This window comes from Allosphingosinicella sp. (assembly GCF_059502505.1).
The window spans coordinates 223672-244849 of sequence record NZ_JCACEU010000020.1 but is presented as its reverse complement, the minus strand read 5'-3'; the positions used below and the strand labels follow the sequence as shown (position 1 = coordinate 244849).

Genomic DNA, 21178 nt, shown 5'->3' with positions numbered 1-21178 from the left:
CACAACCAGCATCGATGACTTGAGAAAAGGGGATCGAATGTCGATCAGCACCCGGTTCACTCGTGCCTATGGCATTCTGCATCCGATCGCATCGGCCGGGATGGGCTTTGTCGGATCAACACATGAGCTCGCGTTCGCGGTGGCGAGAGCAGGCGCCTTCGGCGCGATCGGCGTGGGGTTGAGCTCGCCCGCGGATCTGGCGGGCACCCTGGGCGCCTATCGCGATGCGATCGCCGCGCCGGTCAACATCAACCTCATTACGCTCCTCGCGACTGAGCAGCATATCGACCTGCTCCTCGAGACGCGTCCCGACGTCGTGTCATTCCATTGGGGGCAGCCACCGCACGAATGGGTCACGGCGCTTCACGGCGCCGGCATAAAAGTCTGGCAGCAAGTCGGCTCGGTTGAGGCGGCCGAGCGGGCACTCGCTCAAGGCGTCGACCTGCTCGTCATCCAGGGGGTAGAGGCCGGCGGCCACAATTTCGCAGAGCTGCCGATATTCGTCGCAATCCCGGAATTCCGGCGAGCGCTCGGGCCGGAGCCGCTATTGCTGGCAGCGGGCGGTGTGTGCAGCGGCGCGGCTCTGGCCGCCGCGCTAGCCCTCGGCGCCGACGGAGCGTGGGTTGGTAGTCGTCTTCTCGCGAGCGAGGAAGCCAACGCGCATCCGGACTACAAGCAAGCGCTCATAAGTGCGTGCGGAGCGGATACCCGGCTCACGTCTATGTTCGGTCGGTCCATGCCGCAGTTCAACCCGATGCGGGTTATCGCCAATCAGGTGGTTCGTGAGTGGGAGGGGAGGGAGGCTGACATGCCCCCAGAGGACGAGCGCCTCCCTCAGATCGGCACCATCGAGCTCGGCGGGCAGGAGCTTCCCCTGCGTCGATTCAATGCCTTCGTGCCGACACGCGAGATGCGCGGCGACACGCAGGAGATGCCGTTTCTGGCCGGACAAGGCATCGGCCAGATCAGCGAGACGCTTCCCGCCGGCCTGATCGTAGAGACTATGATCAACGAGGCGCGGTGGACGATCGGATCCCTTGCCTCGCTTGTGCAGGTCTAGCGGCATGGTCTCGGGCGGCACCGGCGGCAGCCGGACAATCCTGATCTTGGGCGGGACTGGAAGGGTCGGCGGCGCGACGCTCCGGCAGTTGATGCGGCTGCCGGCGGAGCGCCAGCCCTACGTTCATCTTCTCTCCCGGCAGCCGGAGAGACTGCCGGCGCTCACGCTGCCGCACGTGGTGCACCGGGGTGGGATAGAGGATCAAGCGGCGCTCCACGGCGCTCTTTGCGGGGTTGATGCCGTCCTGCTCGTTACCGGCGACAATCCGTGGCAGGTTGAGCGTGAAGGCCGCGTCATCGACGCGGCGCGCCGGGCAGGCCGGCCTCGCATCGTGAAGATCTCGGCGATAATAGCCGGCCGTCGGCCGCGGGTCAGCTTCGGCCGCTTGCATGGTGAAATCGAAGACCGGATCAGACGGTCCGGTCTGCGTTACACGATCCTTCGTCCTTCCTTCTTCTACCAGTCGCTCGAGCTCTTTGCGCAGCCTTTGCGGAAGGGACGTCTCGTCGCGCCGGCTGGTGGAGGGCGGATCGCCTTCATAGACGTGAATGACGTTGGCGCGATCGCGGCGAAGGTTCTGACAGAATGCGAGCATAATCGCGCGACGTACGACCTGACTGGGCCCAGGGCCTGGTCCATGAGCGAGGTGGCGGAGGCATTCGCGTGTAGCCTGGAGCGGCATGTGAGATATGTGAGTCCGCCGCTGCTCGCAGCCAGACTGACGATGAAACTGGCGGGCGGTATGGACTGGTGGCTCTCGGGGCAGGTCACTGAATTGTTCGCAGCTATTCAAGCTGGAGCCGAGGGGCGTGTGGCGGCGGACGCTGCGAACCTGCTCGGACGGAAGCCGCTCGATCTCCAAGACTATATCGCGGCCAGCAGGCAATTCTGGAGCACACGTCATTAAGACACATTCGATCTGCACTCGGTTTGAGATGAAGCGCCTTCATCAAGCCATCATTGCTCGTGGGCCGCGAGGATTAGCTAACACGACGCGACGCTGTCGAATGAGGGTCTGGCGTCTACAGTTTGGCGCTAGCTCGCTATGATGATGGATCGACGCAGCTTCATCCTGGCAGGTTCAATCCTGTCGGCCGCCTGCGCCGCCCGCCAGCGGCAGTCGCTTCATGTGGCGGAGCTCGAGGAGGTTCAGGCAAGCCTCGGCCCGGGAGGCAGACTGGGGGTGAAAGCTCTGGACACGGGCAACGGTGTGACGATCGAACATGACGCACACAGCCGCTACGCGATGTGTTCCACCTTCAAATTGGCGTTGGCAGCGGCAATTCTCGCGCAAGTGGATGTGAGGCAGCGCAAGCTGACAGACGAACTTGCCTTCGACAGCTCAGTCCTGCTCCGCCACGCTCCCGTAGTCCGCGCCAATCTTGATCAGGGCCGGCTGTCGCTTGAAACGCTAGCTAGGGCTTCGGTTAGGGTCAGTGACAACAGTGCCGCCAATCTCCTTTTGGAACAAATTGGGGGACCACCCGGGTTTACGCGCTTTCTGCGCCGGTGCGGCGATAGCGTTTCGAGGCTTGACCGAAACGAGCCCATGCTGAACGAAAATCTTCCTGGCGACCCAAGGGATACCACCACGCCCGCAGCTATGCTCGACCTGATGCATGCACTTCTGATTCGAAATGTGCTCGCTCCGGCCTCCCGATCTCGACTGATACATTGGATGGAGGAATCCACCACGGGCCTCACGCGCCTTCGTGCAGGTCTCCCTCTCGGCTGGCGTGTGGGAGACAAGACTGGGACAAGCGACAACGATGGCGCGAATAACGATATAGCGATCGTTCTCCCACCGGATCGAGCGGCAATTCTCGTTACCAGTTACATCACTGGAGGCACCGCCTCGTCTGAAGCACGGAACGCCGCTCATGCCTCTGTTGCCCGGACCATTGCTGCGCGTCTGTCGTAGCTCCCGCGGCTTGGGACGTGCGTCCCGCGCGACTCCCCTGCCGCCGCGCCAAGCTGCCGCGGTAGCCTGACCGCCTCCTTTGGCCTAATTCGGCCTTGCTTTTCTCGCCGAGAGCCGACGTTCGCGGAGTGGTGGATGCCGCTCCGCCTCCGCCGCGACGGCTGCCGCAGCAGAACCGATACTGCCCGACAGTTAACGGCTTTGCGGATGAATGTCCGTAACGGGTCGAAGGCGGACCTGGTCCGCTGAACGTTCCGGAAGGGTGGCAAGCGGGCCTTCCGCTACTCGGCCCTGGGTGCCAATTGGCGGACTCGCCTTCGCCCGTTCTCGGTCGAGTAGTATGCCAGCCTAAGGTTCGTCGGAGCCTCCCGATGGATGATCAGCTCTGCGCCGCGCTCACGCATAAAGCGCCTAAAGCGAGACGTGTTCTTTCTTCCCCAGACCCCGACGTAAGTCCGTTGAAGCCACTGGAAGAGGCCTGATCGGCCCAAACCATACCGTCGATACGTCGCACATCCGCTGAAGGCGTAGGCAACCTCCTTCTTGGTGATGAACCGTTGCAGGCGCCGCAGCTCTGCGATGCAGACCAGAGTGTCACCCGACGGCGCGAAATGCGGGTCACGAAAGACATAGACCTCGAGACGGGCTTTCATGCCTCATCATAAAGGCTGAAGACGGCGCGCAGGCAATGAGTGAAGTGCGCGCATTAAGCACGAACGAGTTTGGCACGAAAGGAGCCCTGTGTCTCTTCCAGTCAGCGTGACGCGGCTTAGTCTCGCGTCGCTCGAGTGAGCCAAGCAGCCAGCAGTGAGAGCACGATTATAAGCAGCACGGCTGCATCCGTCTCATCGAACGGGGCGGAGACCTGCTTCTGGGCGGCCTTGCTCATGCCGAAATATAAGGAGAAGCTGACGAACGCGGCGATGCCGAGGAACATCCAGGACAGCCCAGTCATTCGAACCGCGCCCCTACTCGTTTGGTCGCCGAGTCCGCCAGAAGCTCCAAATCAGTATGCCGGTGACGATAGTTAGCGCCCAGGGTCCGGCAGCATGGCCGCCAAAATAGGCGTCCCGGAGGCCTCCAGCATAAGGGACGCCAAGGATGATCGCGATCACCAGGCATGCGATAAGGATCGCCAGTAGCGGGCGCAGCGTCACTCGCCGTTCCACTCCACCGGCTTGTGCTTCACGGCCCGCTTCCCGGCAGACGCTCTCCGGGGTTCAAGCCAATCCACGCCCAGATCGTCATCACCGACAGCAGGACGAGGATCTTCACCGACAGGACAAGCCACTTCTTACTTCCGTTCGGCATCCGGCACCGGTTTCTGCCCTGCCACTTTCTTCATTTGTTGATCGCCTCCCTGCCAGGATCGCACCTTCCTCGAATGTCAGCAATGGGTCGTTTTCGGCCATTCGCGGCTCCGCCGCCGGAATGACCGCTATGCCTTGGCCACTTCCGGAAAGCGGACCGGCGGGAAACGGCTAAATCCTGCCGTATGGCCACGGCAACTCGAGACCCAGGCGTGCTGGCACTTGGCGTTTGGACGGCGCGTCGTGCCCGCTGCCGAGAAATGATCGAGTGAGAAAGGAGAGGAGGCGCAGCGGGGTGAGCGACGGGTGCGGAGAGGCCGCACCGGCTCCTATCCGGAGGCCGACATGATCAAGACCATTCCTCTAAGCAGGCTCATCACCTCCCCGCGCAACGTGCGGCGGAGCAGCAACGAGCAGGCGGACCTGCAATTGAAAGCCGACATCGAGGCGCGAGGCCTGCTCCAGAATCTAGTGGTTGCGCCTGCCAGGAAGCCGCGGGGCTCGTTCGCCGTCGAGGCGGGCGGCCGGCGCCTGCGGGCGCTGAAGGCGCTCGTCGGCGAGAGCAAGCTCGAGGCTTCGCATGAGGTACCATGCCTCGTCATCGGGGGCGGCGCGATTGCCCAGGAGGCGAGCCTCGCGGAGAACTTCCACCGGCTCGCCATGAACCCCACCGATGAGTGCCTCGCCTTTGGCCAGCTGATCGAGCAGGGCGCCGACGTCGAGGGCGTAGCACGCCGGTTCGGCCTTACCGTCCGGTTCGTCGAGGGGCGGCTCCGGCTCGCGGCCCTGGCGCCGGTGGTGTTCGAGGCGCTCGGCGCTGGCGAGATCACTCTCGACGTCGCCAAGGCCTACGGCGCGACGCCTGACCGGGAGCGGCAGGCCTTCGTCTTCGAGCAGGTCAGCCGGAGCTACATGACGCAGCATCCGGAAAGCATCCGCAGGATGATGACGCAGGCGACGGTGAGCGCGAGCGACCCCCGTGCGCGGTTCGTCGGCGAGGAGGCCTATGTTGCGGCGGGTGGCCGGATCGAGCGGGACCTGTTCTCGGACGAGGATGGCACGCGGTGGCTCGATATCGCCCTGGTCGAGCGGCTGGCGACGGAGAAGCTGGAGGCGCTCGCCAACGAGAAGGCGACGGAGCTGGGTCTCGCCTGGGTCCGGCCGACGCTCGAATCCTGGATCGGCTACCCCGCGACGGCGGGTTTGCAGCGGGTCGTGCCGGAGCGCGAGCCGCTAACCGAAGAGGAGGTCGAGCGCATCGAGGTCGCCCATGCGGAGATCGAAGCGCTGATCGCCGTCATCGAGGACGAGGAGACTGCCGACGAGGTGCGGCAGGAGGCCGAGGAGAAGGCGAAAGCGCTGGAGCGGGAGATCGCCGTGCTTCGCGACAAGCCCGCGATCGTGGACGAGACGCTGAGGCCGCAGCTAGGAGCCTTCCTCCTCCTTGAGGAAACCGGTGCGCCGGTGCTCGACTCCGTGTTCTACTCGGAAGCCGAGGAGCGCGAGGACGAGGAGCCAGGGGACGACCGTGGCGGCGACCGAACCGATTCTCCCGTCACCGCCGGGGAGCCGGAGCTCAAGGAGCGTCCGCAGACGATCTCGCGCGCGCTGCTGGACGAGCTCGCGATCCAGCGGCGCGACGTGCTCGCGGTGCATGTCGCCGCCGATCCGGCGCTGGCGCTCGACCTTGCTATCTTTCTGATGGTGGACCGGGACGCGGGGTATTCGAGCGGGAAGAGCGGGTCGTCGCTGGTCGCGCTGCCGCCTACCGATCCAGTCTTCGGGTTCAAGACGCCCGACGCTGCCGCGACGGTGGCGCGGGCGCAGGCGGTGGGGGCGCTCGACCGCAGCTGGACCGAAGGCAACACGCGCGGCGAGCGGTTCAATGCCTTCCGCGCCTTGTCCGACGAAGCGCGGGCTGGTTGGCTCAGCCATGCTGTCGCGCGGACGCTGGAGGCCAGCGCCAACGCCTCCGAACGGGCATGCCCGTTCCATGACCATATCGGAGCGCTGCTTGGCATCGAGGTCGCGAAATGGTGGCGGCCGACGGGCCCGAATTATTTCGACCGGGCGCCCAAGGCCGTTACGCTGGCGGCGCTGGAGGAAGTCGGCGGGCCCGCCTTCGCCTCCCGCTACTCAGGGCTCAAGAAGGCGGAGCTGTCGCAGTCCGCTGAGCGCATCTTCGCCGGGGACTTCATCGCTGAGGTGGAGGTCAAGGAGCGGGCACGTGCCTGGGTTCCGGAGGCGATGCGGTTCGCGGAGTCCATTGCCCCCTCCGCTCCCGCCAACGAGGAGACTCCGCCGTGGGAGGAGGAGGAGGCCAAGGCTCCTTCGGCCCCGGAGGCGGCGGACCCCGCTCCCGAGAGTGCAGGAGGCGAGCCGGAGGCGGGCGGCGAGGAGCCGTCCGAGAGCTTCGAGGAAGCGGCCTGACGCCTTCGTCAGCTGCCTCAGGGGCGGCGCTGCGGCGCCGCCCCGCACTCTCGTCACCGGCTGGGGACGGCCACCGGAATTTGTGAAAACTGGCCAGAGGGCTTGCCCAAGAGGGATATGCAGGCACGCCCTACTTTCCGCCGCGGTCAACCCGAACCCACTGCGCCTAGCTGAGGAGCCTCACTGAGCCGGCCGCCATCAGCCCGTCCGGACGGGCGGCGGATCGCTCACAGGAGATTGGCGACGACGGCGCAGGTTCGAATGGATCGCCGCCCGGTGTCCCTGCCGTCCCCAACCCGTGCCGAGCCCATCCCAATCATAAACAACGAGGAGCAATATCGGCCGATTACAACCCGCCATCTGGCTAAGTCGCGATGCTGCCTGCTACTGAGCGGTCGAGACCGGATCAAACATCGTGAGCTTGCCCCGGGGGCCAAACCCGCTTGCCCCAACCTGACGACCGGCTCGTGTTGCGTTCTCCGTATCGGAGCGGCGGGCGCGGAAACCCATGTTACCTAAGTGGCTCCGAGCCACGGCGCACAGCCTGGGACCGCGTCCGTTTGCCTCAGAAATGGTCAAACCGGTCCTTCGCTGGAGAGGAAAAATCAAGGGTTTCGACCGCCGACGTCGTCATAGCACGTATCGAACGACAAGAGGTGGCGCATGGCAGTCTTTCGGAAGCCACACAGAGCAGGGCGACAGCGACAAACCAACTCACCAGCTGCGCCTCCGAAAACAGCATCTTAGCACCTGCCTACCTCATGTGGACAGACGAGCGGTGCTGGTCCCACTACCCAGCCAAACTTTTCCGATCGGCCTTGCCCCCGTTCCTCACGTGTCGGCGGCCTCACACGTCGCCTAGGAAGATCACAGAGACTCGCACATTCGGAAACATCACCCCGCCAGCTGTAGAACCCATTGTTACAGTGCATGCATTCCGCCAGCCGCGATCTGAACGGAAGGAGCACTGGCGTGCAAGGGCGGGATCTCTTGGCAAGGTTTATCGATCCCGCCAACCCGCTCCATGAGCTCGGCGCAGAGCTGAGCCGCCTCCCCGTTCTTGCCAAGTCGGACCAGCATTTGGGCAAGCCCCGCCGTCGCTGATCCGTGGAATGGCGAGTGGTCTAGCACGCGGCGGTACCAGCCAGCGGCGTCCGCGAAGCGTCCGGCGGCGGCGTATCGGCTCGCAATGGAGACGCCCGTCGCGGGATACCATGTTCGTAGCCGGACCGGCTGCGCATCGTAGACGCGGGTCATGGCCGAATAAGCCTCCTCGAAGCGGATGAGTGCTTTTGAGGGCTTTCCGAGCCGGTCCTCGATTTCTCCTAAGTTAAGCAAGGCGTCCCAGGCGTCGGGATCGGTCGCCACCGCGCGTTCAAAGGAGCGCTGGGAAGCCTGAATTTCCCCACGAGCGCCGAGCACCAGCCCTAGTGCCTTGTGCGTCGCCGGGATTGAGGGCGCCATGCGAACGCCAGCTTCAGCCAGGCTGAGGGCACGATCGAGCTTGGCTCGTGCGAACGGAGTGCGGGTGCGACCATTCGCTACCGCCTCATAAAGCGACGGCTGAGACGGCTCCGCCGCTCCCGGAGGCTCAGGCCATCGGACCACCCGCTGGACGAGGGCATTGGCCAGCCCGGCATAGGCTGCGCCGTGTCGAGGTTCATCGCGGATCGCCCGCTCATAGAGCTTGATCGCAGCTTCATTGTCGCCGCGATTGAATTGGAAGTAATGGTCATGGGCACGCCGCGTCAGCTGCACGGCTTCGGCACTGGCGGTCGTACTCCACCCAGTCGCCACATAAACAATGAGTGCCGGGGCGAGAGCCGCCGCGGCGGCCGCTACCGCAAGACGAGCATGCAGGAATCGCGGCCGATCAGATGATGGCGGCTCTTCATCGGGGGCCGTCACCGGAGCGATGAGCCGGTATCCTCGCTTCGGGACCGTTTGAATGATGCGCGGAGCTCGGGCATTGTCTCCCAGCGCCGCCCGGAGCTTGGCGACACAAGCCGATAAGGAATCCTGTCCGACGACGACGCCGGGCCATAAGCTGGCGAAGATCCGCTCGCGGGAGACGACCTCGCCCGGCTGGGCTGCAAGCATGAAGAGCAGATCCACGACTTTTGGCTCGAGGTCCCGCACCACGCCCTCGCTCTCAACGATGCAGCGCGCGCGATCGGCGCGCCACGCCCCCACCTTCAACCGATCTGCCATCGCCATTCTGCCTCCAACGAAAACGCGGCATCAGCTTTTCATAAGGAAAAGAAAAGATCGAGATCATGGCGCTTCAGCCCGGCCGCGCTAGGCCGCGAAGAGTGTCTGGAGGTCGGAGCGCGATGCGATTGAACTGGGTGTTGGGGCTAAGCGCCTTGGCGAGCATGACTGGATGGGTGGATGGCGCCGAGGCTCAGCCGGCCCCTGCGGAGGCGACGGGTAACGCCGTCCGACTCTTTCCCCCCAAAGTGATCGCCGAGGATTTCCGCGACCTCTACCGACAATTGCAGCAGGCGCACCGAGATCTCTACGCGAACGTCTCCCGGGCAGAATATGACAAGCTCTTCCGACGGATGCTCGCCGAAATCACGCGGCCTGAGACGGCCAGTCAGGCCGCGATCCGATTCCAGCGGTTCGTCGCTTTTGGCCGGATCGCCCATGCCCGCATCGACAAAGTCGTTCTGGACTTTAGAACCTACCGAGAAAACGGCGGCAAGATCTTCCCGCTGTTGCTGCGCATCAAGCGAAATCGTCCGTTCGTGGTGCAAAACCTGAGTGGGATTGAGGCAGTCCGTCCGGGTGATGAGATCGTTGCCATCAATGGCCGGCCCGCGCATTGGTGGCTCGCCAAGGCGTGGGAAAGCCTCTCCGCCGATAATGCTTATATGGCGCACACCCTCCTGGAGTTCCGGTTCGCTCACCACCTATGGCTGGAACTCGGGTCGGTGCAGCAGTTCACTCTGACCTTGCATCGCGACGGGCGAAATCTCGAGGTGCTGGTGCCTGCTCGCACCCAGCCCGAAATGAAGGCTGCCGGCTCGTCGCAGCCGCCACTCCTGGAACTCGATTGGGATGAGCGCGTGCTGCGGCTGCAGCCGGACGGCGTGGCATATCTGCGCCCGGGCCCATTCTACAACAACGCTCCAGGCGCGAGCGACATCTACGACGAACGCGCCTTTGCCGGCTTCATCGACAGCGCGTTCGAGGCGATCATCGCGGCTGGCGCCACACGGCTCCTGATCGACCTGCGCGACAATCCGGGCGGCGATAACAGCTTCAGTGATCGGATGATTGCCTGGTTTGCGACCCGTCCGTTCCGCTTCGCCTCTGCGATCCGCATCAAAGTAAGCCCGCAAGCAGTGGCTTCCAATCGTCGTCGCATCGAGGCAGCCGGCGCGCAGGGAAATGCAGGCTCCGAGGCGCTCGCAACAGCGTATGCAGGGCGTCAACCCGGCGAGATCATCGACTCGCCCGTTCCCGTCACCGCTCCGCGCGATGGATCCCGGTTCACGGGCCAAGTCTATGTTCTTGTTAATCGACACTCCTACTCGAATGCCACTTCGGCCGCCGCGCTCATTCAGGATTACCGCTTCGGGACCATCATCGGCGAGGAAACGAGCGATCTCGCGACCACGCTGGGGGCGATGGAAGCCTTCCGTCTGCCGAGGACGGGCATCGAGATCGGCTTTCCCAAGTCACTCATCATAAGGCCGAACGGTTCGCTCGAGCGCCGCGGGGTCGTCCCGGAACTCGCAATCGAGACACCCATGATTGAGGGCGCCGATGACCGGGTTCTCAGGCGCGCGTTCGAGCTGGTAGGCACTCACAAAGGCTGAGACGCGTGCGGTGGACAGAGAGCAAACTCCCGTTCGTGGATAGTGCATCAGCCTGCCCCGACACGGGTTCGACGAAATGGAATGCTGAGGGACGGGTTGGATCCACTGCACGAGACGCGATCCGTCTAATATCCTCTACACAGATCGCGTACGTGCGTGAGCACCTGAATGCTCTTCTTCGGGAGGATCACAGTCAACTTCTCCCTTGGGACCTATTTTGGCGCCGATTGGCATGATCATTGTGTCTGGCAGGGGCATGATCGGGGACCGGTGTCCACTCCGGGCCCGCCTGATTACGCATAGGGTCAATAACACCCTCCAAACAACGTGTAAGCGCTGTTACGGCCTGACGCGATTTCAGGACCCGGAGCGCGCGACCAGGTGCACTATGGCTTGCGGTTTGGCCAGCGAGGCATTCGCGAGCTTGTTCTCGCGAATCCGGAACAGGGCGAGCGCGAGCAGGATCATCTGCCCCTCCAGCAGCGCCAGCAACGTGCGCCAAACACCGAATTTGATCATCGGGACGGGGCGGCGGTCATGGGTCGCCGAACTTTGCCGCGCCGCCCGCACTTGGAGGGCGCGCTTGGCACAACCTGGTTCACGGCGACCCTTCGGAAGCGATGTTGACCCGCGTCGTTCGTCGCCCCAGCGCCTGCTGGCGGGACAGCCGATCTGCGATGCGCTCCTCGAACGACCTCTCCTTTACCGCTTCCAGCGACTTCGCGATCGTAAGCGGAAGCGAAACACCGACTTCGCTTCCCAGATCGTCCGAGGCGGCCCAGATCGCGCGCCAGAGGACGTGTAGTCGGGGCAGCATGGCCTCGGCCTTTGCAGTGAAGGAAATGATCCGCTCCCTGCCGTCCTGACCCGGCTCGCTTGAGACCAGCCCCTTCTTCAGCATCTCCGAAACCGTCTGACTGATCGCCGAGTGGGTGAGGCCGTTCGCCGTCGCGATTTGCCGGATGGAACTGGGACCATTCTGCTCGAGGTGTCGGATCACGGGAGTGAAGCGCGAACGGCAATCCAGGCCCTCTTTCTCATACATCGCCTCCACGCCGCCATCTAGGTGCTCGACGAGGTTCCTCAGCAGCGTGCCAAGCCCGGTGCCTTCGACGGCTCTCTTCATGCCTAATTCCTTTCAGGTCCCGGTGCCGCATCCGGACGTGTAGGCCTGCGAACTCTCGAAGCCTACGCATAGGCCAGCCTTTCCGCTTCGACGAGACCAGACCGCACGAACCCACCGCCCAAGGTGAGCGGACTTCTGATCAAGCCGCGCCTCACGGAGCGGGCGGCGGCTTGAACGATGCAGTGCCTCTCCATTGGCTGGGGCACCTCGGCGAAAGCGTCCGCACGACGGTTCATCCGTCGCCCGTATTGGTCGGCGATCCGTTTTCCGGAGCATCGGTTCGTCTGCCTCAGCGCGAGGCGAATAGGCCAAGCATCGCGATGAGGATTACCATCACGGCGAGGACCAGCACGAACAGGACCGCGATGGGGAAGCAGGTCCCGAGACCATGTCGCCGGCTCGGGCGTGCGACACTCAACTCAGCCCTCCGCTGACATCGCCGCCATTTGAGAGTTCGCTGGGACTTGTCGCGTGATCCGAACGCCCCCCGAGCTGGCGTTCTTCAGGTCGTAGCGATCCGGGCCGCCCATGGCGGCCGGGCACGTTCTCGCCGGTCAGAAGCCGATCCGCGACAAGAGCGTCAGCGGGCAAGCCTCTGTTTCTGCTTTCGGATCACGGGCTCTCGGGGCTGAGAGCCGGACCCTCGGCCGACAACGCCCTGAACGCAACGCTGGAGCGCTTGCAGCATCGCACGTTTCTGCGCTGGCGAGGCTACATCCGACATGTCATTGTGCTTGAGATCGACGGATCTTTCCACCAGCATCCCCAGCCGTCGCTGATCGCTGATGGACGGCAATACACCCTCGTCCGCCGGCGTGTCTATCGATCGTAGGGTGCAGATGCGGGGCCGGTGGGTGAGAGGCAATCGCATCCGCCGGTTGTCGAGCGTGAAGACGGCGTCCACCGCTTCCGGATGCAACGTGGCGAATAGCATTGAGATGTCGCCGCCGTGCGAGTGGCCGACCAGGAGCGCGCCCCGGGACGTGTCGATCACCCCTAGGCCGCGGAGAGTCTGGTCGACGAGCAGGATGTTCGCCACTCCGACCTGCCACGAGGGGCGGCGAAGAAGCGCTACGTTGCCGACGCTCGGCGGCTGCGGATCGGAAGGAAGCTGGTGTTGGATCGCCGCGACGATGTAGCCTTGGCGGGCGAGCGCGTCGGCGATGAAGGTGTAGTCCAGATGTTGGGCGGCGTGCGGCTCTCCCCAACCGGGCGATATGACGGCCAAGGGACGAGGAGTGCCGGACGCGCCGTAAATCGCCACCGGCACGCGGCGGCTTCTCGAGCCGTCGTAGAACTCTGTTCGGAAGCCGGTGTTCGGAACCGTGGACGTGATCGGCACTGGTGCGCTGGCGCATGAAATCAAGGCCGTGAGCATCAGCGGAAGCAGCAGCTTGGACATAGACAGGCTTTCTGATCGCATTACGTGAGACGAGGCATGGGGCTTATTGCGGAACGGAACTCACATGAGCGCTCCGGCACGATTCGGTTCCGCGCCGTCTCGCGCCCGCTAAGGCCCGCCAGCCCACCGAAGCAGCTCGATACGTGACGCCCTCCGGCCGGCAGATCGACTTGAGAGCCAGTGGGGCGCCTGCGCAAGAGCGGAAAGCTGATTCAGCCGATCTCCGTGTCCTTCAGCCGCCACGGGGGGGAAGCGCCAGTTCGGGCCAGCGGAGTAAAAGCAGATCATGTTGCCGGCCGGATCCTCCACCCGAGCTTCTCGCCATAGCCACGATTGGTCCTGCGGCGGTGCGATCAGGACGGCACTGCGCTCCTTTAGATCCTCGAAAAGCTCGCCGATTGCCTCCGTCTCGAAAAAGATGACCGTGCCGGACGGCGATGCTTCGTCGGCGTGGAACGAGAAGGTCGCTCCGTTGGGCGCTTCGAAGCTGGCGTAGCGAGGAGGCGCCGTGACGATTTGGGTGAAGCCGAGGTCGAGGTAGAACGAACAGGATGCCTCGTAGTCTCTCGCCGCGACGGTCACTTCATTCAGGTGCACCTCCGGACTGTGACCGGGCTTGCGTCCACCATCTTCGCCGATGCCATCGGCAGTGTCTTCCGGCATGCGTCCAATCTCCAGCAGCGACGTATCGCGACACTTCTGTCGTAGCGTCCACGGATGCGGTGCCCTCACGCGAGCCTGAGGCACCGTTCCGCTTTAGGAGGTCCGCTCGAACCTGCCGAGGACGGGGCCCGCTCCGGCGGCCTGATCGAAGGCTGTGGCCCGTGCGCCGTCGACTAGGAAGCTGAGGCGGACGAGCGGGTCATCCGCCAAGGTGAAGCGGTGGCCGCCGAGCGGCACCATGAGCCGGGGCGGGCGCTCGCCCTGGACGAGCCAGAGTTTGCCGTCACGAAGCGCGAGCTCTCGGCCGCCATATCGGCCGGCATATGCTGCGAGGGGTGCCGCGGCGCTCGCTGGCCGGCGGATCGCCTCCATCCCTTCCGCCATCGCTATCAATTGCGCGCTGCGGGTATCGTCGGCGGAAGAGGCGATTTTCCGAAGTGCGTGGATGTGCGCCGTATCAATGGCCTCCTCGACCGGGGCCGGTATGGTCGGCGCGATGCCGGTGCCCTCCCAGTCCTTCCCGGTTGCGGCAAGCACCGGGCGAGCCTCGGAGACGCTGAGCTCGAACCCTCCTTCGATGGCGTACATGCCGTTCATGAAGGCCGCGCCCGAAGTCGTCTCCCCGACCACTTCGCCAAGCCGGTAACCTGCGACGTGGCCGACGAACTCCTCGGCGGCTGAGCCGGTCTGGCCGCTGGTCAGAACGTACAGAGGCTTGCCGATCATGTCGCTGGCACCAACCAGGGACTCCATCGTTGGCGAGACTTCATTCCCCTTGTGGAAACGGATCAGAGGCGTACCTGCTTTCACGAAGTGGCTGATGATTTGGTGAACCGCCGGCCCGGCGCCGCCGCCGTTGCGCCTTAAGTCGATGACGACGGCGTCCCCGCCTTTCAAGAACGCCATCGCCGACTTGAAGACGTCCGCCGTTTCGCTGCCCAGCCAATCGAAGCTGACGAGATCGAGGTATCGCACGTTGCCGGGCAGAACTCTGAGCTGCCGCACGCCGTGATTGTTCCGTCGGACTTCCGCCTCGAACGCTGAGCGATCGCGCTCGCCTTCCGCCGTTCGCGCCATCATCATTTCGACGCGTTGCGGATCGTACTTGAAGTTCAGATGATGGTCCCGGCCGACGCGCGCGAGGTCAGCATTGATCCGCTCCGCGAGCACCGCTGGCTCCCTCACCAGGTATCGCTTCGAGCCCAATCCCTCGGCGAGAACCGCATCCAGCGCTGGCCGCCGCTCCGGCAGGACGTAGCGCTCCGACAGAATTTTCCTGACCTCCTCTACGACTGTAGGCGCATCGAAGCGGGTGCCCGCCGTATCTGGCGATGTCCTCGGAGACTGCCCTGCACTCGGCGTTGCTATCGCCATCGAAAGTCCCACCATCACCGCTCCTGCCATTCGCATTGATCCGCTCCCCTCATGTAACAGTGCTGATACAGTTTGTCGCGCAAGTGTATGACGCTGTCAATACACCGTGTTCGAAAATTCGACTGGGCGGGCACGGTCACTGTTGGTTCGGAACAGGTGACACGTGGGCCGCGACCGCCCGCCAGCGCCCCGCCCTTCGCTCATAGATGTCGATGTAACGGCTGCTTGAGACCGTCTCTGGCGCACTGCCTTGCTGCGCGCGGACGGTCGAGATCCCGCTGACGACGGCGATAGCACCGTTGGAGCGGATCTGAAGATCCCGCCATGTGATCTCCTTGACCGTCCGGCCAGGATCCATGGCGAATGCTATGATCTCCGTCTTCGTACGGGCATGCCCGAAGTAGTTTCCGATGAAGTCGTCGGAAAGAATGAAATCCAAGGTCTCGCGATCACGCCGCTTGTATGACATCAGCCAGCGCGAATTGAGATCCCCGAGCTCTTCCTCGTCAGCTGCAAGCGTTATTCCGTTGTGCCTCGGAGTGCCTGCGACACCGCTCTCTGTCCCAGCCGACTTTATTCTTCGCTGCACCTCTTGTCTCGGCTCAAGAACTTCGATCTCCCTAGACAAAAATGCGATCTCCTCGTCGGCTTCCGGCATGACCAGTGAGGCATGCGAGGTGTGAAGGGAGCTGTCTGCGAGCTCGCCGTGACTGACATCCGGCGCCGCAGGTGGTCCGAGGCTCGCCACGAAGACTAACATGAGTTTGGTCACGTGTTTTCTCCCCTTTCACCGGCCGATCGTTCGCAGGCGCAGAATGGACATGTTCTCCGTGATGTGTAAACACTGTTATATGGTGCATTCGCGTGCGTTGGGGTGAAATCAAGGCGAGCTCGGTCGGTCCGCCGACCGTCTTGCTAAAGTGACCTGCCGGACAGGTTCCTCCCCCTTGCTTGGTCGAAGGCCTTAGGAGGAGCTGACTTGCCCAGGTTGAGGTCTTTACCCCTATGTGGGTTCGCCGCCCTCACACTAGCCTGTATGGGTGGCACATACGCCGGCGCTGCCACGCATCCGGATCGGCAGGCGCAAATCGATGAAATTTTCAGGCCTTGGAGCGGGAGGACGACCCCCGGTTGCGCCGTGGCCGTCTCGATCGGGGGCGCTCTATCCTATGCCGACGGTTTCGGCATGTCGGACCTCGAAGACGAAGTTGAGATCACGCCAAGGTCCGTTTTCGCCGTCGCTTCGATCTCTAAGCAATTCACCGTCTTCTCAATCGGGTTGCTCGCGCAGGAGGGCAAGCTGGCGCTGGACGATGACATCCGCAAGTATGTGCCTGAGATGCCCGATTATGGTTCGCCGATCACCATCTCTCAGCTGATCCACCACACCAATGGTTTGCGCGACCAGGGACCGTTGCTGGCGCTCGCCGGTTGGCGGCCGGGCGATCTGTACACTGAAGACGATGTCCTGTGGGTTCTGCCCCGCCAGCGCGATCTGAACCACAAGCCGGGGTCTGAGGTCGTCTACGGTAATTCCGGTTATACGCTGCTTGCCTTGATTGTGAGGCGCGTGTCCGGTCGGCCGCTGAGGGCATTTGCCAACGAGCGGATATTCGAGCCGCTCGGCATGAAGGACACTCATTTCAGCGACGACCACAACGAGATCGTGCCGCGCCGCGCCGTGGGATATAGCCCTCGCGCCGGCGGCGGGTGGAGCAGGAACGTTCCCAAGATCGAGCATTACGGCTCGAATGGCCTGTTCAGCACCGTCGGGGATTTGCTCCGCTGGCAACAGAACCTGACCGATGGTCGCATTGGCGGCTCGGCGCTCGTGACGTGGATGAAGACGTCCGGCAGCTTGGATGACGGCGTCAGGATCAACTATGGCGGGGGCCTGAGGCTCGGCGTTTACCGGGGCCTGCGTACGGTAGGCCACGATGGCGTCGACGGGGGATATCGCGCCGAGGCAGTCCTGTTCCCCGACCAGGGTGTGGCGGTGGTGGCCTTGTGCAATGCCTCGACCATCGCACCGGTCGACCTTACCCGCAGGGTCGCCGAGGTTTACCTAGGTGATCAGATGCGGTCCCCGGCGCTCCCGCCCGCGGTTGAGGTCTCGGAGGCCGATCAGTCGCAGTGGGCCGGGAACTACTGGAGCCAGGCGACGGATGAGGTGGTGCAGATCGAATGGAAGGATGGCGCGCTCCGGCAAATCGGCAGCTCCACGCCACTGGTGCCGATCGGCGGCGACGTTTTCAGGCCGAGCGATCAGCCTCATGAATGGCGCTTCGTGCGGCCATCCACCGGTGTTCCTGGAGAGCAGCCGCAACTCCACATCCGCGACGCCTGGCCGACGTTCAGGACGTTTCGCCGCCTGACCTCGCCGACGGCGTCCATTACCGACCTAAGCGCGTTCGCTGGCCAGTATTGGAGCGCCGAAGCGGACATGACCTACACCGTCGAGGTCTTGCACGGTCGACTGAAGCTCGCTTGGCCGCGGGGGTATGACTTGGGATTGGAGCAGGTCGGCCGCGACCTGTTCGTGAGTTCGCGCGGGACCGTGACGTTCCGGCGAGCACAGTCGGGCAGAGTGAGCGGACTGACGATGAGCAATCGCCGGTTGCGCCGCCTCGCCGCGGAGCGAGTTCAAGGGACGAAGAAGGCGGCGGCTCGGCGCTGAGTTCGACGGTTCACCAGGACACCGGGCCTCGACTCGAGCGATCAGCGGGGCTCAAGTTGCTCAAAGCGCTTCGTTGAGGATGTAAGGCCGCAGGCGGCCACTAAATCTGATCGATCCCCGCGGACAATTCGCGGGTGAGTGAGTCACTCGTCCAAGCCGCACGCTTCGAGCGGAAGGCTTGGGCGAGGAGGTCATTGCAGCGCCGTAGCGCGTCTCGGCGAGCCCTGTCTCGCAATAACGCTTCCAACAGCTCCGTGCGATCGGCTGCGACCTGTTGCCGAGCCTGGATGCCGCCGGAAACGACGTTTATCCCGGAGCCGCCTACGAGTCCGGCCGCCTCCACGATGTGAATGCCGATGTCGTCTTCCTCGGGAGCTCAGGCCTTGGGCGAACGCGTCAGGAGTATGTCGACGCCTATTGGGCCGAGGTGGTCGATGCCGTGGGTGCGAGGCTGGTTTATCCGTCTCGTTGGGACAATTTCGGACGACCGCTGCACAAAGGGCTCCGGCCGATGCCATGGCCGCTCGACGACGTGCCGCGGGGTTTGGAGAGGCTCGGAGACCTCGCTCGTGCTCATGAGGTGGCGCTCGGCGAGCTGTCGCTGTTCCGCACGTTCGACGCTCGACTCGAATTCGAAGCGGCGACCGAGCCGGTCCGTTGACTCCGATCCTGCAACATCACCCAAGCTCGCATGGTTCGCCAAACAGTCGGTCCAGGTCGTGCCGCATGGAAGATGGTGTAGTAGAATAGCAAGGCGGGATTTTTCCGTTTTCGCCCTGCTTACCGGGGCTTGCGGCTGTCGCTTCGACGCGACAGTCTCTCTTGCGGACTGAAGACCAATCGGCGTCCATGTCCCGGGAGAGGATCGGCACGATGCAGCTCAGGCCACTAACCAGCACTGCAAGGCGTCTTTTCCGCGCCGCCGGTTTCCTTCTTCCGGCGCTCGGGAGCGATCGGCGGCCGAGCGTCTGGAAGACTCGCCTGCTCGTGCCGGGTCTTGCCACGCTGGCGCTCGCGAGCTGCGGCGAGATCCCGCCAGTGCGCTCGATCATGCCCTTTCCCGGAGAGCCGGATCTCGTGGTCGGCTTCGTCGCGGACACTCAGATCCAGAACCAGCGGGCCTGGGCGGCTCGCAACCTTCTGCGCAATCGCATGAGCGACAAGGTGATCGAGGTCACGATCAGGCCTCCGACCCTCGACGCCACCGCTCGAGTCCTTCTTCGTTCCCATCTGGCGCTGCAGAAGGAAAAAGGTGTGAGCGCCATCTTCTACCTTGGTGACGGCTCCAACCATGGCTGCCGGAGCGAACTGTCGGCCGAGACCAAGGGCGAAGAAGGCATATTCCCGTTGCTGTCCCGCTTTCGCGAGGAAAGGGACGTTCCCGTGTTCTTCGTTCTCGGCAATCATGACTTTCTTGCAGCCGGAAATACGGAGGAGCGGGAGAGCCACGCGGATCTATGCGGGGGCGAGGAGAACGTCGCCACCAAGCGGGAGCTCATCCGCCTGGCGGACGCGTTCAACCGCGAGAGCGCGGACAAGGGACGATGGACCTACGCTTCGTCCGTCGATGGCGCCGGCAGCGCGAATTGTCAGACGCCCGTCGCGGCGCCGCAGTCCCGCCGCCGCTCCTGCTACTATGCGGCGACGCTCGATGTCCCAGCGAACGGGCGCACCTTCCGCTTTCTTCTCCTCGACACCAACGATTACGTCGACGTGACGCGCAGCCGCGCGCTGCCGTCGCGGGGTCGAGGCCTGCTCACCCAAGATTTCGAGGGGCAGCGGGGGGCAATGAGCTTCGTCGACGAGGCGAGAGCTCTGAGCCAGACAAGTTGGCTCGGGGCCCGCGGTAAGGCCGCCGCCGCCGCCGGTTCGACTCCGACGGTGCTCGTCGCGCTTTCGCACTATGACGTCGGGGCACTCAGCAAGACCTTCGTGATCCCCTTGTCTCGGCAGGTGCAGCGGCTGGCAGACATCTTCGCCGACGGCGACACGCGTTTCTACCAGGAAAGCTCGTTCTTCGTGTCTGCGCATACTCACACGCCGATCACCGACAGGATTTCGAGAGGGATCATCGAGAATGGCGTCGAGATCGTCCGGCTCGAGGAACTGAACATCGGCTCGACAACCGACTACCCGAGCCTGTCGGCGGTCGCGCGTTTCGGGAGGAACTGGTCAGGAGCCACCATGAGCTACGAGCCGCTTACCCCGGACCGCGGGCGCTGCGGAACCTTGATGCGGGAACTCGAAGAAACGGATTTCCCGAACGTCGTGCTCGGCGCGCGGCGCGGCCGGCAGGCCGTCGCATTGTCCAAGGAACGTCCCGACGATTATCAGTACATCGACGATGCCGCGGAAGCGAAGGCGATCTTCGACAACATCGCGCACTTCGTGAACGGGTCGGAGGAGCGGGCGATCTGCCTTGGGCTCGAGGGCGGAGCTTTGGAGGCGGACAAGGATTCCGAGCGCCCGGCCCTCTAAGCTCCGGCAACCACCGTCGCGAGGATCGCCTCCAGGAGAACCGTGCGAGGGTAGCCATTTCGGTCGAGCAGGGAGCCGAACGCCGGCGGCATTCTCTCGCGGAGCGGCAAGGTCACCGCCCAGTGATCCGCGTTCGCATATCCGAGCAGACGGCTTCCCGGAATGACGGCGTCCTGGAAGATGACCTGACCGTCATTGCGCGCGTCGTGGCTGGAGAGCAGCTTGTTGAACGGGCGGAGCGCACGCGAGACGTCCTCCCGCTTCGCGAAGGACGGAAGCGAATAGTAGATGTGCTGCTTCGATGTCGGATGGTTCCCAAGCCAGGCGAGCCTCTCCCGACGTGTCAGGCTTGTCACTCCGCCCGCATCGTCCGGCCTGCAGTCCGGAACCGGCAAGCGCCCGAAGGCGGCGTAGAGGGACTCCCCGCGATCCGCGATCGGAGTTCCAGACACGACCGCGGCCACCCCGACCACGACGGCCCCCGAAGGAACCGCCGCGGGATACCGGCCGACCGTCTCGAGAAGGTCGGTCGCACCTTTGGAGTAGCCCAGGAGGACCAGCTTTTGACCGGGTGGGGTCGGGTGAGCGGCAAGCCATCGCGCGATCGTAGCGGCGTTCGCCGCGCTGCCTGAGCGGCCCGACACCGGGATCCATTCCATGCTTCCCAGGCCGTGAGCCGTTTTGAGGTGCGCCTCGGCATCCGAGAACGGCAATGCGTACCGCGCGACGCACTCGCTAAATATACCAGGCACGATCACGAGTCTCACGTTGCGGAAGCTCTCCCGACCGGGCACCGCGGTGGCTTCGGCAGGCTGCTCGCCCGAGAGCCGGTGGAGCGCGCTCTCGCAATCGCGGTTGTGGGGAAGTACCTCGCCATGATCGGCGGCAATGGCGCAGAACATTGCGCGAA

Annotated in this window: 17 protein-coding genes; 8 read left to right on the top strand and 9 right to left on the bottom strand. The window is 63.9% G+C overall.

Annotation, left to right across the window (positions count from 1 at the left end):
- Nucleotides 1-37 precede the first annotated feature (37 nt).
- The 3 genes from AC5JBD_RS16855 (at nt 38) to bla (ending at nt 2981) form a co-directional block, all read left to right on the top strand.
- Complete coding sequence (locus AC5JBD_RS16855; RefSeq protein WP_495722986.1) at nt 38-1060, top strand: NAD(P)H-dependent flavin oxidoreductase; 1023 nt, start codon at nt 38-40, stop codon at nt 1058-1060.
- A gap of 4 nt (nt 1061-1064) precedes the next feature.
- Entirely contained in the window at nt 1065-1967 is a 903-nt protein-coding gene (locus AC5JBD_RS16850) for an NmrA family NAD(P)-binding protein (RefSeq protein WP_495722985.1), read from the top strand.
- Between the two features lie 144 nt (nt 1968-2111).
- Nucleotides 2112-2981 (top strand): class A beta-lactamase, encoded by an 870-nt coding sequence (gene bla / locus AC5JBD_RS16845; RefSeq protein WP_495722984.1) that lies wholly within the window; start codon nt 2112-2114, stop codon nt 2979-2981.
- 769 nt (nt 2982-3750) lie between these two features.
- Here the strand turns inward: bla and AC5JBD_RS16840 are convergent.
- Nucleotides 3751-3936: a hypothetical protein gene (locus AC5JBD_RS16840; protein ID WP_495722983.1), complete on the bottom strand. Its 186-nt coding sequence runs from the start codon at nt 3934-3936 to the stop codon at nt 3751-3753.
- 700 nt (nt 3937-4636) lie between these two features.
- Between AC5JBD_RS16840 and AC5JBD_RS16835 the strand changes: the two genes are divergently transcribed.
- Nucleotides 4637-6721 carry a ParB/RepB/Spo0J family partition protein gene (locus AC5JBD_RS16835; RefSeq protein WP_495722982.1) on the top strand — a complete coding sequence of 695 codons (2085 nt, stop codon included), beginning with the start codon at nt 4637-4639 and terminating at the stop codon, nt 6719-6721.
- Between the two features lie 921 nt (nt 6722-7642).
- Here AC5JBD_RS16835 and AC5JBD_RS16830 read toward each other — a convergent pair.
- A complete protein-coding gene (locus tag AC5JBD_RS16830; protein ID WP_495722981.1) occupies nt 7643-8938 on the bottom strand; it encodes a tetratricopeptide repeat protein in 1296 nt (431 codons plus the stop codon).
- Nucleotides 8939-9096: 158 nt separating this feature from the next.
- Here AC5JBD_RS16830 and AC5JBD_RS16825 point away from each other — a divergent pair, with 158 nt between their 5' ends.
- Nucleotides 9097-10548 (top strand): S41 family peptidase, encoded by a 1452-nt coding sequence (locus AC5JBD_RS16825; RefSeq protein ID WP_495722980.1) that lies wholly within the window; start codon nt 9097-9099, stop codon nt 10546-10548.
- A gap of 357 nt (nt 10549-10905) precedes the next feature.
- Here AC5JBD_RS16825 and AC5JBD_RS16820 read toward each other — a convergent pair whose 3' ends face one another.
- The 6 genes from AC5JBD_RS16820 to AC5JBD_RS16795 form a co-directional block, all read right to left on the bottom strand.
- Complete coding sequence (locus AC5JBD_RS16820; RefSeq protein ID WP_495722979.1) at nt 10906-11067, bottom strand: hypothetical protein; 162 nt, start codon at nt 11065-11067, stop codon at nt 10906-10908.
- Nucleotides 11068-11146: 79 nt separating this feature from the next.
- Nucleotides 11147-11674: a MarR family winged helix-turn-helix transcriptional regulator gene (locus AC5JBD_RS16815; RefSeq protein ID WP_495722978.1), complete on the bottom strand. Its 528-nt coding sequence runs from the start codon at nt 11672-11674 to the stop codon at nt 11147-11149.
- 580 nt (nt 11675-12254) lie between these two features.
- Nucleotides 12255-13076, bottom strand: coding sequence for an alpha/beta hydrolase (locus tag AC5JBD_RS16810; RefSeq protein ID WP_495722977.1), 822 nt, complete (start codon nt 13074-13076; stop codon nt 12255-12257).
- A gap of 108 nt (nt 13077-13184) precedes the next feature.
- Entirely contained in the window at nt 13185-13739 is a 555-nt protein-coding gene (locus AC5JBD_RS16805; RefSeq protein ID WP_495722976.1) for a VOC family protein, read from the bottom strand.
- 93 nt (nt 13740-13832) lie between these two features.
- A complete protein-coding gene (locus tag AC5JBD_RS16800) occupies nt 13833-15143 on the bottom strand; it encodes a S41 family peptidase (protein WP_495722975.1) in 1311 nt (436 codons plus the stop codon).
- A 106-nt stretch (nt 15144-15249) separates the two neighbouring features.
- On the bottom strand, nt 15250-15885 hold the full coding sequence (locus tag AC5JBD_RS16795) for a nuclear transport factor 2 family protein (protein ID WP_495722974.1): 636 nt from the start codon (nt 15883-15885) through the stop codon (nt 15250-15252).
- A gap of 264 nt (nt 15886-16149) precedes the next feature.
- On the opposite strand from AC5JBD_RS16795, the gene AC5JBD_RS16790 reads away from it, so the two are divergent.
- From AC5JBD_RS16790 to AC5JBD_RS16780, 3 genes are all read left to right on the top strand, one after another.
- Nucleotides 16150-17790, top strand: a complete 1641-nt coding sequence (locus AC5JBD_RS16790; protein ID WP_495722973.1) for a serine hydrolase domain-containing protein — start codon at nt 16150-16152, stop codon at nt 17788-17790.
- Between the two features lie 274 nt (nt 17791-18064).
- Entirely contained in the window at nt 18065-18451 is a 387-nt protein-coding gene (locus tag AC5JBD_RS16785) for a hypothetical protein (RefSeq protein WP_495722972.1), read from the top strand.
- Nucleotides 18452-18639: 188 nt separating this feature from the next.
- Nucleotides 18640-20268 carry a hypothetical protein gene (locus tag AC5JBD_RS16780; RefSeq protein ID WP_495722971.1) on the top strand — a complete coding sequence of 543 codons (1629 nt, stop codon included), beginning with the start codon at nt 18640-18642 and terminating at the stop codon, nt 20266-20268.
- Here AC5JBD_RS16780 and AC5JBD_RS16775 read toward each other — a convergent pair.
- Nucleotides 20265-21170 (bottom strand): hypothetical protein, encoded by a 906-nt coding sequence (locus AC5JBD_RS16775; protein ID WP_495722970.1) that lies wholly within the window; start codon nt 21168-21170, stop codon nt 20265-20267. The two genes, AC5JBD_RS16780 and AC5JBD_RS16775, sit on opposite strands and share 4 nt — an antisense overlap.
- Nucleotides 21171-21178 lie beyond the last annotated feature (8 nt).

Excerpts from the sequence above, each read along its gene's own strand:
- AC5JBD_RS16855 (WP_495722986.1), top strand. The coding sequence starts at position 38 with ATGTCGATCAGCACCCGGTTCACTCGTGCCTATGGCATTCTGCATCCG.
- AC5JBD_RS16850 (WP_495722985.1), top strand. The coding sequence starts at position 1,065 with ATGGTCTCGGGCGGCACCGGCGGCAGCCGGACAATCCTGATCTTGGGC.
- bla (WP_495722984.1), top strand. The coding sequence starts at position 2,112 with ATGGATCGACGCAGCTTCATCCTGGCAGGTTCAATCCTGTCGGCCGCC.
- AC5JBD_RS16840 (WP_495722983.1), bottom strand. The coding sequence starts at position 3,936 with ATGACTGGGCTGTCCTGGATGTTCCTCGGCATCGCCGCGTTCGTCAGC.
- AC5JBD_RS16835 (WP_495722982.1), top strand. The coding sequence starts at position 4,637 with ATGATCAAGACCATTCCTCTAAGCAGGCTCATCACCTCCCCGCGCAAC.
- AC5JBD_RS16830 (WP_495722981.1), bottom strand. The coding sequence starts at position 8,938 with ATGGCGATGGCAGATCGGTTGAAGGTGGGGGCGTGGCGCGCCGATCGC.
- AC5JBD_RS16825 (WP_495722980.1), top strand. The coding sequence starts at position 9,097 with ATGACTGGATGGGTGGATGGCGCCGAGGCTCAGCCGGCCCCTGCGGAG.
- AC5JBD_RS16820 (WP_495722979.1), bottom strand. The coding sequence starts at position 11,067 with ATGATCAAATTCGGTGTTTGGCGCACGTTGCTGGCGCTGCTGGAGGGG.
- AC5JBD_RS16815 (WP_495722978.1), bottom strand. The coding sequence starts at position 11,674 with ATGAAGAGAGCCGTCGAAGGCACCGGGCTTGGCACGCTGCTGAGGAAC.
- AC5JBD_RS16810 (WP_495722977.1), bottom strand. The coding sequence starts at position 13,076 with ATGTCCAAGCTGCTGCTTCCGCTGATGCTCACGGCCTTGATTTCATGC.
- AC5JBD_RS16805 (WP_495722976.1), bottom strand. The coding sequence starts at position 13,739 with ATGCCGGAAGACACTGCCGATGGCATCGGCGAAGATGGTGGACGCAAG.
- AC5JBD_RS16800 (WP_495722975.1), bottom strand. The coding sequence starts at position 15,143 with ATGGCAGGAGCGGTGATGGTGGGACTTTCGATGGCGATAGCAACGCCG.
- AC5JBD_RS16790 (WP_495722973.1), top strand. The coding sequence starts at position 16,150 with ATGGGTGGCACATACGCCGGCGCTGCCACGCATCCGGATCGGCAGGCG.
- AC5JBD_RS16780 (WP_495722971.1), top strand. The coding sequence starts at position 18,640 with ATGTCCCGGGAGAGGATCGGCACGATGCAGCTCAGGCCACTAACCAGC.
- AC5JBD_RS16775 (WP_495722970.1), bottom strand. The coding sequence starts at position 21,170 with ATGTTCTGCGCCATTGCCGCCGATCATGGCGAGGTACTTCCCCACAAC.